14 protein-coding genes are annotated in these 16,668 nt (G+C 65.3%); 3 read left to right on the forward strand and 11 right to left on the reverse strand.

Annotation, left to right across the window (positions count from 1 at the left end; all coding sequences use genetic code 11):
- Window positions 1–30: 30 nt before the first annotated feature.
- Both phnD and phnC read right to left on the reverse strand, forming a co-directional pair.
- A complete protein-coding gene (gene phnD / locus AC0L2F_RS03140; RefSeq protein WP_063994193.1) occupies window positions 31–966 on the reverse strand; it encodes a phosphonate ABC transporter substrate-binding protein in 936 nt (311 codons plus the stop codon).
- 63 nt (window positions 967–1,029) lie between these two features.
- Window positions 1,030–1,839, reverse strand: a complete 810-nt coding sequence (gene phnC, locus AC0L2F_RS03145; protein WP_473247432.1) for a phosphonate ABC transporter ATP-binding protein — start codon at window positions 1,837–1,839, stop codon at window positions 1,030–1,032.
- Between the two features lie 183 nt (window positions 1,840–2,022).
- Between phnC and AC0L2F_RS03150 the strand changes: the two genes are divergently transcribed.
- From AC0L2F_RS03150 to AC0L2F_RS03160, 3 genes are read left to right on the forward strand one after another with little or no spacing between them, the layout of a single operon-like run.
- Entirely contained in the window at window positions 2,023–2,706 is a 684-nt protein-coding gene (locus AC0L2F_RS03150; protein ID WP_473247433.1) for an LbetaH domain-containing protein, read from the forward strand.
- The gene (locus AC0L2F_RS03155; RefSeq protein WP_473247434.1) at window positions 2,703–3,896 is read left to right on the forward strand and encodes an alpha-D-ribose 1-methylphosphonate 5-triphosphate diphosphatase; all 1,194 of its coding nucleotides are present in this window, start codon (window positions 2,703–2,705) and stop codon (window positions 3,894–3,896) included. The genes AC0L2F_RS03150 and AC0L2F_RS03155 overlap by 4 nt, the downstream gene beginning before the upstream one ends.
- 18 nt (window positions 3,897–3,914) lie before the next feature.
- A complete protein-coding gene (locus tag AC0L2F_RS03160) occupies window positions 3,915–4,613 on the forward strand; it encodes a DUF1045 domain-containing protein (protein WP_473247435.1) in 699 nt (232 codons plus the stop codon).
- A 203-nt stretch (window positions 4,614–4,816) separates the two neighbouring features.
- Here AC0L2F_RS03160 and AC0L2F_RS03165 read toward each other — a convergent pair whose 3' ends face one another.
- The 9 genes from AC0L2F_RS03165 to AC0L2F_RS03205 all read right to left on the reverse strand — a co-directional run bounded on the left by AC0L2F_RS03165 (window position 4,817) and on the right by AC0L2F_RS03205 (window position 16,631).
- Window positions 4,817–5,758, reverse strand: a complete 942-nt coding sequence (locus AC0L2F_RS03165) for a dihydrodipicolinate synthase family protein (protein ID WP_473247436.1) — start codon at window positions 5,756–5,758, stop codon at window positions 4,817–4,819.
- A gap of 124 nt (window positions 5,759–5,882) precedes the next feature.
- Entirely contained in the window at window positions 5,883–7,964 is a 2,082-nt protein-coding gene (locus AC0L2F_RS03170) for a methyl-accepting chemotaxis protein (RefSeq protein WP_473247437.1), read from the reverse strand.
- A 126-nt stretch (window positions 7,965–8,090) separates the two neighbouring features.
- Window positions 8,091–8,861 (reverse strand): enoyl-CoA hydratase, encoded by a 771-nt coding sequence (locus AC0L2F_RS03175; RefSeq protein ID WP_473247438.1) that lies wholly within the window; start codon window positions 8,859–8,861, stop codon window positions 8,091–8,093.
- Between the two features lie 11 nt (window positions 8,862–8,872).
- Entirely contained in the window at window positions 8,873–9,358 is a 486-nt protein-coding gene (locus AC0L2F_RS03180) for a MarR family winged helix-turn-helix transcriptional regulator (RefSeq protein ID WP_007615571.1), read from the reverse strand.
- Between the two features lie 49 nt (window positions 9,359–9,407).
- Window positions 9,408–11,069, reverse strand: coding sequence for a tannase/feruloyl esterase family alpha/beta hydrolase (locus AC0L2F_RS03185; protein ID WP_473247439.1), 1,662 nt, complete (start codon window positions 11,067–11,069; stop codon window positions 9,408–9,410).
- An 82-nt stretch (window positions 11,070–11,151) separates the two neighbouring features.
- The gene (gene serA / locus AC0L2F_RS03190) at window positions 11,152–12,396 is read right to left on the reverse strand and encodes a phosphoglycerate dehydrogenase (protein ID WP_473247440.1); all 1,245 of its coding nucleotides are present in this window, start codon (window positions 12,394–12,396) and stop codon (window positions 11,152–11,154) included.
- 244 nt (window positions 12,397–12,640) lie between these two features.
- Window positions 12,641–13,873, reverse strand: a complete 1,233-nt coding sequence (locus AC0L2F_RS03195; protein WP_473247441.1) for a rhodanese-like domain-containing protein — start codon at window positions 13,871–13,873, stop codon at window positions 12,641–12,643.
- Between the two features lie 143 nt (window positions 13,874–14,016).
- Window positions 14,017–15,306: a DUF1963 domain-containing protein gene (locus AC0L2F_RS03200; RefSeq protein ID WP_473247442.1), complete on the reverse strand. Its 1,290-nt coding sequence runs from the start codon at window positions 15,304–15,306 to the stop codon at window positions 14,017–14,019.
- A gap of 137 nt (window positions 15,307–15,443) precedes the next feature.
- Window positions 15,444–16,631 (reverse strand): PepSY-associated TM helix domain-containing protein, encoded by a 1,188-nt coding sequence (locus AC0L2F_RS03205; RefSeq protein ID WP_473247443.1) that lies wholly within the window; start codon window positions 16,629–16,631, stop codon window positions 15,444–15,446.
- Window positions 16,632–16,668: the final 37 nt, after the last annotated feature.

Raw genomic sequence — 16,668 nt, forward strand, 5'->3', positions numbered from 1 at the left:
CGACCCGGCTCCAGTGAAATCGCCCCGAGATCAGGACGCCTTCTTCTTACGCAGCGCATCGACGAACTTGATCAGTTCGATCGTGCCATCCCAATCCTTGGTGGTGGCGGGGTGAAAGCCCTTCTTCTGGCCGTCGGAGAGACGGTCGAAGGCGGCCTTGTCCTTGGCCGGCGCATCGAAGAACGCCTTTGCGATCGCAGCTTTGGCGTCTTCCGGCAGATCGGAATTGTAGGCATAGGGGCCGTTGATGATCGGCGCCGACTTGTGGATGATGCGGAAATCGTCCTTCTTCATCGCCGAGCCGTCGGCGTTCTTCAGCATGTGCTTGGTCAGCATCTGGGCCAGCGTGGAATCGTCGTCGCTGGTCCACTGGTTGGCGGCGACGTCGACAGTGCCCTGTGCCAGCGCCAGGATCGCGTTCTCGTGGCTGCCGGTGAAAACGACCTTGCCGAAATAGCTGTCGGCGTCCGCGATGCCCATCTTGTCGAGCTCGAAGCGCGGCACGTTGTTGCCGGAGGTCGAATTCGGGTCGACCAGGCCGAGGTTCTTGCCCTTGAGCTGATCGACGCTCTTGTAGGGACTGTTCGCCTTGACGAAGAACACCGAGTAGTAGCCGGTCGAGCCGTCCGCGTTGATATCGTTGGCGAAGGCGTCGGTCTTGACGCCGGTCAGGCGGGCGCGAGCGAACGACGCCGAGCCGTAGCTGGCGATGTGGATGTTGCCGGCGCGCTGGCCTTCGATCACCGCGGCGTAGTCGTTGGCGATCCGCAGAGTGACCTTCACGCCGAGCTCCTTGGAGAGATAGCTCACGAAGGGCGCCCAGCGCTCGGTGACCCCGGAGGCGTTTTCGGCCGGGACGACCGCGAAGGTCAGTTCGGGATATTTGGCCTTCCAGTCCTCGGCGGAGGCTGACGTCGTGAACGCGAGCGCGGCGGCGCCGGCAAGAATCAATCTGCGAGTGATCATGATACCCTCTTCATCGGTTGGGGTCGGTTGACGCAAAACTGGTGACTATCGATGCGGCGCCGCTCAGGCGGCCGCGGCCGTTCCAAGCGCCGGGATGCCCTCGGGCGCCGGCACAGGTGCACCACCCATGACATCGGTGGCTTCGAGGTCGTAAAGCTCGCGCGCAACGTGCTCGGTCAACTCGGCCGGCGCGCCGTCGAACACCACACGCCCCTGCGCCATGCCGATCAGGCGGTCGCAATAGCCGCGCGCCAGGTCGAGCGAATGCAGATTGCAGAGCACGGTGATGCCGAAGTGCTTGTTGATGCGCAGCAGCGCATCCATCACGATCTTGGTGTTGCGCGGATCGAGCGAGGCGATCGGCTCGTCGGCGAGGATGATGTCGGGCTGCTGCACCAGCGCGCGGGCGATCGCCACGCGCTGCTGCTGGCCGCCGGAGAGCTGGTCGGCGCGCTGGGCTGCGAGCGGGGCGATGTCGAACTGCTCGAGCGCGGACATCGCCAGCGCCTTGTCCTGCTCGGGCCAGGTTTGCGTCAGCGAGCGCCAGGCCGGCATCGTCGCAAGCCGTCCCATCAGGACGTTGGTGAGGACATCGAGCCGACCGACCAGATTGAACTGCTGAAAGATCATCGCCGAGCGCGCCCGCCACTGCCGCAGCTCCTTGCCGCGCAGCGCGGTGACGTCGAGGCCGTCGAACAGGATGCGGCCCTGCGAAGGGGCCGCAAGACGGTTGATGGTCCGCAGCAGGGTCGACTTGCCGGCGCCGGACCGTCCGATCACGCCGACAAAGCCGCCGGGAGAGACTTGAAACGAGGCGTCGTCCACCGCGGCCTTCACGCCGAAGCGACACGTCAGACCTTCAACCACCAGCATGCAGGGCTCCAGAGTAGCTGGGGCCCACCGCTAACGCCGGCGCTTGACACTTGTGTGACACTGACGTTGCGGTGCGGCGATCCTACACACCTCATCCACTGTTCTTGCCCTGTCATCGCGTCGTCATGACATTGTCATCAAGCCGCTCGAAGAAAAACGCCCGCCCTCTCGTTTGGATGCAACATGGCCGCCAAAGTTCTTTCGGTCCAGCCGACCATCGATCCCTCGGCCAGGCTGCACGACACCAGGCTTGGGGTCTACACCGAGGTCGGCGCGCGCACGATCCTGCACGAGGTGACGATGGGCGATTACTCCTATGTCGTGAACGACGCCCAGATCACCTACACCACCATCGGAAGATTCTGCTCGATCGCGGCGATGACGCGAGTCAATCCGGGCAATCACCCGATGCACCGCGCCACGCAGGCGCACTTCACCTATCGTTCGAGCGCCTATTTCGAAGGCGAAAGCGACGACACGGAATTCTTCGACTGGCGGCGCCAGCATCACGTCCATATCGGCCATGACGTCTGGATCGGCCATGGCGCGGTCGTGCTGCCGGGCCGCAACATCGGCACCGGCGCGGTGGTCGCGGCCGGCGCCATCGTCACCAAGGACGTGCCGGCCTACACCATCGTTGCCGGCAATCCGGCGCGCATCGTGCGCCGCCGCTTTTCGGAAGACATCGCCGGGCGACTCGCCAGCCTCGCCTGGTGGGATTGGGATCACGACAAGTTGCGTGCAGCACTGCCCGATTTCCGCAAGCTCGGGATTGAAGATTTCCTCGCGACATATGAATCACGAGGACGTTCTCTCAACAATTCTCTCAACAATTCTCTTGGCAGCAAATCAAGCGCGGTCGCGTGACAGACATTTTCCTTGAGGGCGGCCGGACCCTGATCGGCTCCGAGCTGGTCGAAACCTCTCTTGCCCTGTCCGGCCAGGACATCACCGAGATCGATGCATCGCGCAGCCGGGCACCGCTGGCGATCGACGCGCGCGAGCTGCTGGTGCTGCCGGGCATCGTCGATCTGCATGGCGATGCCTTCGAGCGGCAGATGATGCCGCGCGCCGGGGTCGACTTCCCGATCGACGTGGCGCTGGCCGACAGCGACCGCCAGGCCATCAGCAACGGCATCACCACGGTGTTTCACGCCACGACCTGTTCGTGGGAGCCGGGCCTGCGCAGCGCTGACAATGCGCGCGGCCTGATGGAGGCGATCGAACGGCAGCGTCCGCAATTCGCCGCCGACACCCGCTTTCACCTGCGCCACGAGACCTACAATCTCGGCGCCGAAGCCGAGATCAGCCAGTGGCTCAGCGAGGGCCGCGTCGACCTGTTCGCCTTCAACGACCACATGGACGGAACGGTGGGGGACATGGCCAAGCCCCGCAAGCGCAACCGCATGGTGGAGCGTACCGGCCTGTCGGGCGAAGAATTCGATCGGCTGGTCGGACACGTGCTTTCGCGCGCCAGCGAGGTCCCGGCTTCCGTGTCACGGCTGGCTGCGGCGGCCCGCGCCGCCGAGGTTCGGATGCTCTCGCATGACGATGCGACGCCGGCGGTGCGCGAGGGCTTTCGCGCGATGGGCGTGGCGATCGCTGAGTTTCCGATCAACGAGGAGACGGCGCGGGCGGCAGCAAGCCACGGAGACGCCATCGTCTACGGTGCGCCGAATGTCGTGCGCGGCGGCAGCCACACCGGCTGGACAAAGGCATCCGACATGATCGCCAAAGGGCTCTGCTCGGTGCTGGCCTCGGACTACTACTATCCCGCGCAGCTGCTCGCTGCGTTCCGCCTCGCCGCCGATGGCGTGCTGCCGCTGACCGAGGCCTGGAGCCTGGTCTCCGCCGCGCCCGCGCGCGCGACCGGTCTTGCAGATCGCGGCGTGCTCGCGGAAGGCCGACGCGCGGACATTCTGCTGGTCGACGACAGCGTGCCGCTGCGGCCGCGGTTGATCGCCGTGATATCAGGCGGCAAGCTCGTACATCTCACCGACGCGACACGGTTGCTTGGCATGGCAGCTACCCCGCGCGAAGCTGTCGTCGCGGCATAAACCCGCTATGCTCGAACGATGACAAATTTCCCCCGCTACGCGATCTATTTTGCCGCAGGCAGCGACAGCGCCCTCTCCCGCTTCGGCGCGGAGTTGCTCGGATACGATGCCTATACCGGCAACGAGCTGCCCTTTCCCGCCGAGGCATCGCATCTCGCGCCGGACTGGCGCGACATCACCGCAGATCCTCGCAAATACGGTTTTCACGGCACGCTGAAGGCGCCAATGGCGCTCGCGCCGGGCAAGACCGAAGCGGAGCTTTTGGCGGCCTGCGCGACCTTCGCCGGCGAGGCGCGGAAGATCCCGGTGATCCGCCCTATCGTCGATGCCATCAGCGGCTTCATCGCGATCATTCCGGCTGAGCCGGTCGGTGCGCTTCAAGAGCTCGCCGCCGATTGCGTCCGCGCGTTCGACGGCTTTCGCACCGCCCTGACGGCGGATGATCGCGCGCGTCGCAGGCCCGAGAAGCTCAGCGAGCGGCAGCGCGACTATCTCGATCGCTGGGGCTACCCCTACGTGATGGAGGAATTCCGTTTCCACATGACGCTGACAGGGCGGCTGGACGCGGAGCGCCGCGGGCCAATTCTGCAGATGCTGCGCGCGCGGTTCGCAGCGCTCAGGCTGGAGACGCTGGTGGTCGATCGCATTGCGTTGTTCAAGCAGGATGATGCGGGGGCAAGGTTTCGTATTATGGACGAGTGGGTGCTGGCGAGATAGCCGACACCGCTGCACATTCCCGGCGTCGTCCTGGCGAAAGCCAGGACCCATTACCCCAGGGAGCCGTCGTGGTACGAGCCCGAAGCCCCGAGTATCCGCCAAACGACATCCTGGGGTAATGGGTCCTGGATCTGCGCTCCGCTTCGCTGCGCTTGTCCAGGACGACGGCGGAGTTATATCGCGACCGCCGGGCAGACAGCTCCTTACTTCCCCCACCGCAACGCCAGCGCATCGCGCTCCTTGGCCAGCTCTAGCAGCCCTGCCCGAGTCGCCGGGTGCAGCGGCTGCAGCGGATGCCGCACCATGTCCGACTTGATCACGCCGCCGGCCTGCATCATCGCCTTGCAGGCGATCAGGCCGCATTGGCGGTTTTCGTAGTTGATCAGCGGCAGCCAGCGTTCGTAGGCGGCTTTGGCCTCTTCCCGCTTGCCGGCGAAATAGGGATCGACGATCTGGCGGATGCCGTCGGGATAGCCGCCGCCGGTCATCGCGCCGGTGGCGCCGGCATCGAGATCGGCGAGCAGTGTGATCGCCTCTTCGCCGTCCCAGGGACCCTCGATATCGCTGCCGCCGGCCTCGATCAGGCTGCGCAGCTTTGCAGCCGCGCCCGGCACCTCGATCTTGAAATAGCGGATGTTGGAGAAGTCGCGCGCCAGCCGCGCGAGCAGCTCGACCGATAGCGGCGTGCCGGCGACAGGCGCATCCTGGATCATGATCGGAATATTGATCGCGCCCGACAGCACCTTGAAGAATTCGACGACGCCTTTCTCGGGCACGCGGAAGGTAGCGCCGTGATAGGGCGGCATGACCATGACCATGGCGGCACCGGCCGCCTCTGCCTGCTGGCTCCGCGCGGCGCAGACGGCCGAGCTGAAATGCGTGGTCGTGACGATCACGGGAACCCGGCCCGCGACATGCTCCAGCACCGCATGCATCACGGTCTCGCGCTCGGCATCGGTGAGCACGAACTGCTCGGAGAAATTGGCGAGAATGCACAGACCGTTCGAGCCGGCATCGATCATGAAATCGATACAGCGGCGCTGGCCGTCGAGGTCGAGCTCGCCGCGCTCGTCGAAGATGGTGGGTGCGACCGGGAACACGCCGCGATAGGGGCGCTGGGCCTTGTGTTGAGGCGTGACCGGCATCGAACTCTCCATCCCTGATATCTCGTACATCCGCCGCGACGCTCGCGCAGCGTCACAGATGTACCCGCCGCGCGCATCGGCGGCAATGCCGATCGCGCGACGCAGGGATGGAAGATTGTCGGTGCTATGCGGTCCTCACCGCGCCCAAAAAGCCCTCGACCGCCACGCGGAGACGATCGGCGTCGGCGGACATTTTCGTCACGGACACCGACAGCACCGAACCGGCATTGCCCGTTTCCTGGTTCAGCCTGGCGACGCTGCCGATGGTGTCGGTGACCTCGCGGGTTCCCTGCGCGGCCTGCTGGAAGTTGCGGGAGATCTCGGTGGTGGCCGCGCGCTGCTGTTCGACCGCGGCGGCGATCGCCGTCATCTTCTCGTCGATGCCGCCGATCGCACCGCCGATCGCGCGGATGGCGGTGACCGCCTGGCCGGTGGCGCCCTGGATCTCCGCGACCTGGCGGGAGATCTCTTCCGTCGCCGTCGCCGTCTGCGAGGCGAGGCTCTTGACCTCGCCGGCGACCACGGCGAAGCCGCGGCCGGCCTCGCCCGCGCGCGCGGCCTCGATGGTGGCATTCAACGCCAGGAGATTGGTCTGCCCCGCGATGGCGCTGATCATCTTCACGACCTCGCCGATGCGGCCAGCGGTCTGATCGAGGATCTCGACCGTCGCATTGGTCTGCGCTGCCTGCGACACGGCTTCGCGAGCCTCGCGGGCGCTGGCCTGCACCTGCGCGGAGATCTCGCCGACGGACGCCGAGAGTTCTTCGGTCGCGGCCGCGATAGTCTCGAGATTGTTGGTGGCCTGTTCGGCGGAGGACGAGACCGCCGCGGTCTGGCTGCTCGATTCCGAAACCAGCGAGCGCACGTCGGTCGCGGTGGCATCGAGCTCCTTGGTCGACGCCGCAACGCTGTGAATGACGGCCTGCACGGTGTCGTCGAAACTGCGGCAGGCTGCATCGACGGTGCCGGAGCGGGCGAGCTGGAGCGCCTGCTGCGATTCGCGCTCTTGGCCCAGGCGTTCCGCGGTCGCAGCGCTCTCGCGCAGGCTTTCGAGCGCGGCCGCCATGGTGCCGAACTCGTCGGGATACCTGGATTGCGGAACGGGCGTCGCGTAGTCGCGGGCGCTGATCTTGGCGATGGCGTCCAGAATGGCACGCACGGGGCGCATGAGGCGGTTGCGGACCACGTACACGCCAGCCAGGGTCACGGCCAGCGCAAGCAGGAACGCGAGCGACTGCACGACGAGATTGGTGAGCGCCTTGGCCTGCACGGTCTCCGCCCGCGCGATCGACTGGTCGAGCGCCTTGTTCGCAACCGCGACAATGGACGCGAAGGGTGCCTGACACAACGTATTCCATTCCGAGGCGGGCATCGCGGGCTTGCCGCTGCCGTCGAAATTCTTGGTGAGGTCCCCGATCTGCTTGAGGGCCCCGTCGGTCTTGGCCTTCGCGTCCGTCGCTGCCGTCACGAGCTCCGCCGCCACGTCCGGCGCAGCCAGCAGCTCGGCCATGCCCGCCCAGCCGGAGGCGATCGTGCCATCCCATTGCGCCACTGACCGCTTCTGAGCGTCGTCGAGCGGCTTGCTGGCGTTGACGTTGGAGCGAAGCGACGAACAATGGATGCCATAACGGTCGCGCACCTGCCAGGCGAAGCGCCGGACCTGGATCATGCGGGCGATGAAGGGGTCGTTCATCCAGGCACGGTTCGAAACCGCGGTGGAGGCCAGATTGGCCGTTTCGATCACCTTGGTGACGCCATCGTACCAGGAATTGGTGCGCTCGATCTTGCGCTCCGCGCGCGGACGCTTGGCTTCGTCGTAGAACAGCTGGAATTGCGGCGCGGCGGCGCTCCAGCCTTGCTTCAATGTGCCAGCGAGTTCGTCGCGGCGGGCGAAGTCAACGGTGGCAAGCGCGGCGCCGATGGCGTCATAGCCGCCCTGCTCGGCCTTCTCCGCCGCCTCGAGTTTTGCCCGAGGGTCGTCCTCACCGAGGATCGCGCTCTGCGCATCGCCGCGATTGTTGCGCAGCGCCAGCACGCCATGGAAGATCGCCTTGTCGGCGGCGGCAAGCCGCGCGGTCTCGAGGCTGTCGCTGTGGCGGCCGAACGCCCCGACCATCTGGATCGCCGTGGAGGCCAGCGCACCCGCGGCCAGCAGGGCCATCAACGTCAGGAGAAGCGAACTTACCGATTTCTTAAACATTGCCATGGTGTCGGGGGCCTAGGTCGGGGGCCTATTCTTCGAGCGCCACCTTGCCCCGCGACATGCCAATGTTCCGTTAAGTTTAATCGAATTGCTGTGAGCACCCCCCGGACGAGGCTCGGTGCCCCCATATCACGCAACCTTGGTGAAATCCGGCGGGCGGCGTTCTGCGAACGCCGTGAAGGCCTCGCGGGCCTCGGCGGTGCGCAGGCGCAGTCCGAACTGCTCGCCCTCGGCATTCATCTGTGCGACCAGCGCCTCGCCATTGCGCATCAGCTTCTTGGTGGCGGTGAGCGCGCCGGCCGGCTGACGGGCAAGACGCTGCGCCAGCGTGAGCGCCTCGGCATCGAGCCTGTCGAGCGGCACCACGCGGTTGGCGAGCCCCCATTCCAGCGCGGATTTGGCCGGCACGGTCTCGCCCAGCGCGAACATCTCGTAGGCCCGCGCGTAGCCGATGCGCGCCGGCATCAGCAGGCTGGAGGCGGCTTCCGGCACCAGCGCGAGGCTGACGAAGGGCGTCGACAATTGCGCGTTGTCGGCAAGCACGACGAGGTCGCAATGCAGCAGCATCGTGGTGCCGACGCCGACGGCGCGGCCCTGCACCGCGGCGACCAAGGGCCGGGTGCAGCGCGCCAGCGACTGGATGAAGCGCACGACGTTGCGGCTGCCTTCCGACTTGCCCGCCGCGACTGCGGCGAATTCGCCGACATCGTTGCCGGCAGTGAACATGTCGCCTTCGCCGCGGATCAGGATCACGCGTGCCGACGGATCGTGCTCGGCGGCTTCGATGGCGTCGGCGAGCTTGCCGTACATCGCATCCGTCAGTGCATTCTTCTTGTCGGGGCGCGCCAGCGTGAGCGTGAGAATTCCACTGTCGTTCTGGATCCGGACGTGCTCGGTCATCAGTCTCTCCTCTATTCCTCTGGATCTTTCGAAAGCTCTGTTGAAAGCTCTCTTGAAGGTTCTCTTGGAAACTTGTCTTGAATGCTCATCAGCCAGCGCGCGACGATATCGATCTCCGCACTGGTGAACCCGTCCGTCAACGCCGCGTTGACCTGTGCCGCGTTGGCCTTCGCCTGTCCGAGCGCTGCACGGCCCTTCGGCGTCAGCCAGACGCGCCAGGCGCGCCCATCCTCCCGATCGGCCCGCCGCTCGATCAGCTTTACAGCTGCCGAGCGATCGACGAGGCCGGAAATGCCGGCAGGCCCGAGATCGAGTGCGGCACCTGCCTCGCCCATCAGCACGCCGTCCTGCTTGCCGAGGATAAACAGGAGTCCTGCCTGCGCCGGCGTGACCTCGCTCGAAGGCTGTGCCGCCATCCAGCGCTGCACACGCCGCTGCGCAACGCTCAGCAGGTAGATCAGCCGATGATGCCCCGCGCCCGCCGCTTTATTTCGCATGCGAAATAGATAGTGGGACGCAAGGCTCCTGTCAAACCTGTTGGTCTTGTTACGGCGAACAGGTAAAGCTCGACGCTTCCGTCACCGGACCGCTCTTGTAGTGCGGCCAGGCCGGCCAGCGGCACAGTGGCAGCGCGCGAAGGGTCGCAAACGACGGCGCCTCGACCTTCTGCTCGGTAACTTCCAGGTCGCCGGGCGCCTTGCCCTTTTCGACCCAGTCGACCAGCGCGCTCAGCATGTCGACATTGGCCGGCGCGCCGGAGCCGACATGGTCGACCCCGGGCGCGGTGTAGAGCCGCGCGAACTCGGCCGTCTCGGCCTTGCCGAGCTTGCGTTCGACGCTCTCGAAATAGCGGATGCCGGCATAGGGGCTCTGCGCATAGTCGGCCATGTGTTCGAGCATGATCAGCCGGCCGCCGCGGGCGCGGAAGCGGCTGAGGTCGGGGTTGGTGGAATCCATCAAGCTGGAGACCTCGAGCAGCCGCGCCTTGTGCTGTTCGGGCTTATACGTCGTCACGTCGAGCTTGGGATCGCGCGCGAACACGTATTGGATGCCGCCGGCGCCGTAGATCCAGGCGATGCCGTTATTGGGCGCGGGCGGCTGCGCGGGAGGCGCCGTGCCGAGCCACCACGCGACCCAGCCGCCGGTCGGGCCGACCGCCGGCGTGTCCTCGCCCGACACGCCCCAGCCCGGATAATCGTCGAGGCCGTTGGCGAGCGGGAACGGGAATTTGTAGGTCGCATGCAGGGTGTCGATCGCCTTGATCTGCGCGTCGGTGAGGCACTGATCGCCCGTCTTGCCGCTCGCGCAACGCAGCGTCTCCGGCTTGAACGCCGCCTTGCAGGACACGGGATCTTGCACCAGCGCGTCATCGGAGCCGTCGGCCTTATCGCAAGCGGCCCGCACGGCATCGCCCACGAGCTTCACCTGCGCCGGATTGATCCAGCCGTCACCCATGGTCACGAGCCCGGAACGCGTGCCGGCATGCTGCAAGCCGACCCAGTTGATGACGGGCACGCGGGCAAAGATGCCGTCGAAATCATCGGGGTAGCGCTGCGCCATGGTGAGGCCTTCGCGGCCGCCTTCGGACGATCCCATGAAGTACATCTTCTCAGGTCTCTTGCCGTAGGCGCGCTGCATCAGCGCGACGGCGGCATCGCGCACTTTCTTGTAGGCGCGATGGGCGAAATTCTCGAAGGCTTCGTCGTTGAGCGCGAACAGTTGCGGCGGCTCGCCCGGCTTGGACTCATGACCGGAATCGGTGCCGTAGGTGACGAAGCCGCGCGCGAGCGGCGACGGCTTGTCGAAGGGATAGGCCGGCGGCAGTGTCAGGCCCGTGATCAGCACGCCGTTGAATCCGCCGCCGCCATATTGCAGCGAGCGGCCGTTCCATTCGACGGGCAAATTGACCTGAAACTTGATCGGCGGCGCCTTGGCATCGGTGGGATCGATATGGCCGAGCAGCTTGCAGAAGCCGGGATTGGCGGGCGTGACGCGCCCCGAAGGTGTCGGGCCGCGTTCGGCGACGGCCAGTTGCGAGGGCGCCAGCAACGTCGCCGAATCGATCTTTACGGCGTCAATGCCGCCAACGAGGCCCTTGCAGACGGTGTCCGCATCCTCGGCCAGCGTCGCCGCCGAGGCGGAGCTCGCGCCCAGCGCAGCCACTGCGCCCACCAGCAATACACACAGCTTCGCACGCACTTGCGCCATCGTTTCCCCCTGCACTTTCTGTTCTCGTTCGTTCCGCCAGGAGGCCGTATTCAAGGCGACCTCCGGCCGGCCGTCAATGACGCTAGTGCTCAAACACCAGCCGCGCGCCGACGGTGCCCTCAAGGCTGCGGATCTGCTGCAGCAGCGCGCCTGAATCCTGGTCGCCGAGATCGGCATCGAGCACGACGTAACCGAGGTCACCGGAGGTCTCCAGATATTGCGCGGCGATGTTGATGTCGCGCTGGAGGAACACCTCGTTCAGCCGGCGCAGCATGCCGGGCACGTTGCGATGGACGTGGCTGAAGCGCGCGCCGGAGGGACGCAGATGCAACTGCACCTCCGGAAAATTCACCGCCCCCGTGGTCGAGCCGGTGATGAAAAAATCGACCAGCTTGCGCGCCACCTCGCCGCCGATGCGTTCCTGCGCCTCCTCGGTCGAGCCGCCGATATGCGGCGTGAGGATGACGTTGCCGAGGCCCTGCACCGGGCTCTTGAAGCGGTCCGAATTCGAGGACGGCTCGACTGGAAACACGTCGATGGCGGCACCCGCGAGATGGCCGTCGCGCAGAGCTCCCGCCAGCGCATCGAGATCGACGACGGTGCCGCGGCTGTTGTTGATCAGCAGCGAGCCGGGCTTCATCGCCCGCAGCTCCTTCTCGCCGATCATCCCGGCGGTCTCCGGCGTCTCCGGCACGTGCAGGCTGACGACGTCGCTCTGCGCCAGCAGCTCCTCCAGCTTCTCGACCGGCTCCGTGTTGCCGTGGCGGAGCTTGTCGGTGCGGTCGAAATAGATCACGCGCATGCCGATCGCCTCGGCCAGCGTCGAGAGCTGCGAGCCGATATTGCCGTAGCCGATGATGCCGAGGGTGCGGCCGCGCACCTCGCGGCTGCCGGTCGCCGACTTGTCCCAGCCGCCCTCATGGGCCGACACCGAGCGCGGGAAGATGCGCCGCAGCAGCATCACGATCTCGCCGATCACCAACTCGGCGACGCTGCGCGTGTTGGAGAACGGCGCGTTGAACACCGGAATGCCGCGCTTGCGCGCCGCCAGCAGATCGACCTGGTTGGTGCCGACGCTGAAGCAGCCGACGGCGAGAAGCTGGTCGGCCGCCTCCAGCACCTCATCGGTGATCTGGGTGCGCGAGCGGATGCCGAGCAACGACACGCCCTTGAGCGCCCGCCGCAAATCCTCGCCGTCCAGCGCCTTGGTCAGGCGCTCGACATTGGTGAAACCCGCCGTTCTGAACAGGTCCACGGCGCTGTCGTTGACGCCTTCGAGCAGCAGCGCCTTCGCGTTCCGCTCAGGGCTTTGGCCTGGGGCTGACATGAAATCTCCGTGGGTCACAGCTTCGCCGCAGCTCATAGACCGCGGGGGACGCGCAGCACAATAGGGTTCGGATACGGGGAGAAGATGGCGCTCTGCCTGGCAGACCCGTCATCCTGAGGCGCGAGCCGCGCGGCGCAACGCGCCGTGCGGGGAGCCTCGAAGGATGAACGGCCCAGATGCAGCCGGGCCGTCGCCCTTCGAGGGCCGCTGAAGAGGCGGCCACCTCAGGGTGACGGTATTGGGATCAGATGACGTAAAACCCATGCGTTCCGTCAAGCCGCAATTGTTCGACAAGGCCATATTCCCAGTCGAGATAGGCCTGCATCGCGCGCTCGTCGACGCCGGTGCCTTCATAGGGGCGGCGGTAGCGGTGGGCGGGGTCAGGCTTTGGGAAGACGTGCGGCGGACCAATTTCGAGCGCGCCGTCATAGCCGCCTTCCTGTACATAGACCTCCCAACCCATTTGCGCGAGCCAGGACGCCGTCATGTCAGCGCGGACGCCCTTGTCGTCGGTCAGCACGATGCGCGCGCCGCGCACCGGTGCGGCCATGTCGGTTTCCTGGACGAGCTGGCCGCCGGGATAGTGGCGGAAGCCGGGGAGATGGCCGGCTCCATATTCTTCGGCATCACGCACGTCGAAGCGATAGAGCGTGCGATCGGTCCGCGCGAGAAGCGCAGCCATCTCGCTCGCGCCGATGTGCCGGACACCGGCGCGATAGGCGACGTCGCGCGCATTCGCCAGACCGCCCTCGAACGGCCCGATCGCGCCACGCCTGTTAGCACCATGGTCGAGCGTATGCCGCGCCAGCGTCCAGCCGATGGTGCCGTTGCGCAGCGCCCGGACCTTGTTCGGCACGCCGGCATTGATCAGCGATTGGGTGCCGATGATCGAGCGAGTGCGGCCGGCGCAATTGACGATGATGGTGGTGTCGGCATCGGGTGCCGCCTGCCCTGCCCGCAGCACCAGCTCCGCGCCGGGCACGCTGACCGAGCCCGGGATGTTCATGGTCGCATATTCGTCGAAGCGGCGGACGTCGAGGATGGCGATGTTGGCCTTGTCCGCGATGAGTTTTGCCACCTCGTCGGCACTGAACGACGGCGTATGCCTGCGCGATTCGACCAGCTCGCCAAAGGCTTTTGAGTAGGAGTTGACGTCCTCGAAGATTTGATAGCCGGCATCGCGCCAGGCCTTCAGCCCGCCATCGAGCGCGCGGACGTTGGTATAGCCGAGCGCGGCGAGCCGCTCGGCGCCGGCAGCGACGAGGCCCTCGCCGTCATCATAGAGCACGATCGTCACGTCCTTGCGCGGCAGCCGCACCTCGGCTTCGATCCCGATCCGGCCCGCAGCCATGTTGGCGGCAAACAGCGGATGTCCCGTCGCGAAACCAGCCTCGTGCCTGAGATCGAGCAGCGCGATCTCCTCGCGGAGCAGCAATGCGCGGCGGATGTCGGCCGGAGTGACGGTGGTGAGCTTCATGGCACGGACTCTGGGAAGTGACCATGAGCTTTTGAACCATTGTTGCGGCATTGGCTAGCCATGCCGCGAACAATCAAATTCGATAGCCCTTGTCGGACACATCATAGGTCGAGGAGGAAGATCCTGCGCGCTTCGGCGTCACCTCAATCACATTCGTATGTAGCGACCACTTTCGCAAAGTCGAGCCGATCGAGAGCATCGCGGTCGATCCAGAAATGAAGCGTGCATCCGATATTGGCGTGCCAGTCAAGAAACGCGCGATCACCTTGCATCTGGAGCAATAGTATATCTTCGAAGTGCTGCTCCGTCGCATCTTGCGGGCCACTGCCATATCCCAGCATCTGATGCAGGGCGGTGTTGAAATGGCGGTATTGGCCGTCTCCTATGGTCGGGGTCTTCCAATAATTTCGACGCGCGAAATTCGTAAGATAGCTGAGAGGCACTTCGTCGAGAGCTTCGACGTTCTGCTCTGCCATGCATCGGATCGTATGATTGATGGCATTGCCGAGGTCCGACGCGATTGTGGACGAATACGTATAGACGTATTGTTTGACATTCTCGTAGGTGTGCACGACGTCGGTCCACCAGGCCCGAAAGATCGCTCTTGTGTCCGCATCCACGTCATCCATTGGAGTCAGCGCCCGACAACGCTCAAGCCATCCGATTGCGCCAGCGCGAAGGCGCTTCAATTCCGCGACTCCCTCGTCGTTGAGCGGCTTGTAAGAGTATCTGGGTGTCAGGTCGCGAACGACGTGCGACAGCACGGACCGAACCACATGATTGATCAGGAGCCAGTTGAAAGGCCAATGATCGTCCTTCTCGTATTCCGAGGCCATTCTGAATTGCAGAAAATCAGGTCCTCGCGGCTCACCGGGACCCAATGCCTTGCATAATTCTGCGATCATGAGTTCGCCTCCGACGGCGTCCTCGTGGAAATAGAAGTCCCGGAATACCTGGAAAGAAAGTGGATATTTGAATTCGATCTTGGAATGAAAATCGAGCGCCGGATCGAGCCATTTGACCTGGGCGTCACCATCGGTCCCCGCCAGCGGCATTAGATCGGACGGTGGCGCGCGGTCGGGATAAGCGTCACCCGCGGCAGTACCGTAGAGAACGCGGCAAGGCGGACGTCCTTCGCCCACGAACACGGAGCTGCAGAAGAAATACAGCGTGCCTCGGTTCGGCAGCGGCGACCAACCGGAGCCCGGAACTTCGACCAGGTCGATCTGAGCGACGAAGGTGAGCGCGACGGTCTCCAAGGTTTCGTTTGCCCTGACTTCCGCCGTCGGCCACTCCAATTCTGGGGGCAACCTGGGAAGTCCGCCGAAGAAACTTCGCGCCCTGTGCGTGAGCGGCACGGGCAGGTCACTGCGTTTCACCAGTATGGCAGGCAGCGCCGTCTCTTCGATCTCGTCGCGTTCAGATACCGCCATCAGAAAACCACCACTCCAGGATGCACCTCGCCAATCGAACCATTTTGCGAAAGCTCCGACAAGTGCTTCTTGCCCGCGGCGGCAATGCGATCAGTTGCCACTGCTATTCGGCGATCGCCGAACGGCAGTCGACGCGATCACTCGCCGGGAACAAGCTGCTCAAGCCGCGGCTGCGCAAGGCGCCGCAGCTTGCGGCGCGACAAATAGAGCAGGACGCCGGTGACCGCGAACAGCGGCATCAGCGCAGCCGCGACCAGGAACGCGAGCTTGCCGGGCCAACCCAGAATCGCACCGCGGTGGATGTCGAGCACATTCGCGATGATCTTCTCGCCGAACGTCTTGTCGGCGTAGCGTTCCGCAGAGACCAACTGACCGGTCACGGCGTCGATGCGGAATTCGTCGCGGGTAGTGTCCCGGGTGGAGTCTTTCCCCCATGAGCGGATCCGGATCACCGTGCTCGGACCGGCGGGCAACGTCAGCAACGCCTTGGAGAAGGGGCTGCCCTCTTCATGCAGAAAGGCCGCCCACGCACGATCAAAGCCGATCGGCTGTGCCGTCTCGCTCGCGGCACGCGACGCCTTTGCAGGCATCTTCGGCTGCATCTTCGCCGCGGCGATCTGCGGGCGCGACAGCAACCAGACGACGCCATCCTTGTACCAGTCGAACGAGTACCAGAGCCCGGTGAACGTCATCACCAGATAGACCGGCAGGACCCAGGTGCCGATGACCGCGTGCAGCGAGCGATGCAGCCCGCGCCCACTCAGCCCGAAATTTGGTTTCAGCCACATCTTCACGCTGCCTGCACGCCGCGGCCAGCGCAGCACGAGGCCCGAAATCAGCATGACGATGAGGCCGAGCGCGGCCGCGCCCGTGATCTGACGCCCCCAGCCCTTGGCATCGCCGGGGATGAGCAGCCAGCGGTGCAGCTTGCGCACGGTCGCGAAAAACTCTTCGCCGTGCGGCGTGCCCAGCACGCGCGCGTCATAGGGATCGACATAGAGCGAGGACGGCCGCGCGCCTCGTTCGTCGCGGGCGAAGCGCACATGCACCGCGGCGGACGGATCACTTGCTAGCGTCACGGCGGAGACCCTGCCGACATCCTGCGCCGCCGTCAGGCGCGCAACCAGTTCGTCCGGCATCAGCGCCGGTGCCTGGCGCGGCGCGACCTGCATGATGCCGGCGTTGAGATGATCGACGATCTCATCCTCAAAACTCGTGATCGCACCGGTCAGTGCGATCACGGCGAGCAGCAGCGCGAGCACGAGGCCGGCGATGGAATGGACCTGAAGCAGAGCGGCCTTGATCGCGCGCCAGGGGTCACGCATTGGCACGGGCCCTTCTGGTCCGCACGACCTGCAGATC

The organism is Bradyrhizobium sp. Ken64 (assembly GCF_055807555.1).

Bases quoted from the DNA above. Each gene is read 5' to 3' on its own strand.
- AC0L2F_RS03180 (WP_007615571.1), bottom strand. From the start codon at position 9,358: ATGCGAAATAAAGCGGCGGGCGCGGGGCATCATCGGCTGATCTACCTG.
- AC0L2F_RS03195 (WP_473247441.1), bottom strand. From the start codon at position 13,873: ATGAAGCTCACCACCGTCACTCCGGCCGACATCCGCCGCGCATTGCTG.
- AC0L2F_RS03175 (WP_473247438.1), bottom strand. From the start codon at position 8,861: ATGACCGAGCACGTCCGGATCCAGAACGACAGTGGAATTCTCACGCTC.
- serA (WP_473247440.1), bottom strand. From the start codon at position 12,396: ATGTCAGCCCCAGGCCAAAGCCCTGAGCGGAACGCGAAGGCGCTGCTG.
- AC0L2F_RS03170 (WP_473247437.1), bottom strand. From the start codon at position 7,964: ATGGCAATGTTTAAGAAATCGGTAAGTTCGCTTCTCCTGACGTTGATG.
- phnD (WP_063994193.1), bottom strand. From the start codon at position 966: ATGATCACTCGCAGATTGATTCTTGCCGGCGCCGCCGCGCTCGCGTTC.
- AC0L2F_RS03160 (WP_473247435.1), top strand. From the start codon at position 3,915: ATGACAAATTTCCCCCGCTACGCGATCTATTTTGCCGCAGGCAGCGAC.
- AC0L2F_RS03150 (WP_473247433.1), top strand. From the start codon at position 2,023: ATGGCCGCCAAAGTTCTTTCGGTCCAGCCGACCATCGATCCCTCGGCC.
- phnC (WP_473247432.1), bottom strand. From the start codon at position 1,839: ATGCTGGTGGTTGAAGGTCTGACGTGTCGCTTCGGCGTGAAGGCCGCG.
- AC0L2F_RS03185 (WP_473247439.1), bottom strand. From the start codon at position 11,069: ATGGCGCAAGTGCGTGCGAAGCTGTGTGTATTGCTGGTGGGCGCAGTG.
- AC0L2F_RS03165 (WP_473247436.1), bottom strand. From the start codon at position 5,758: ATGCCGGTCACGCCTCAACACAAGGCCCAGCGCCCCTATCGCGGCGTG.
- AC0L2F_RS03200 (WP_473247442.1), bottom strand. From the start codon at position 15,306: ATGGCGGTATCTGAACGCGACGAGATCGAAGAGACGGCGCTGCCTGCC.
- AC0L2F_RS03205 (WP_473247443.1), bottom strand. From the start codon at position 16,631: ATGCGTGACCCCTGGCGCGCGATCAAGGCCGCTCTGCTTCAGGTCCAT.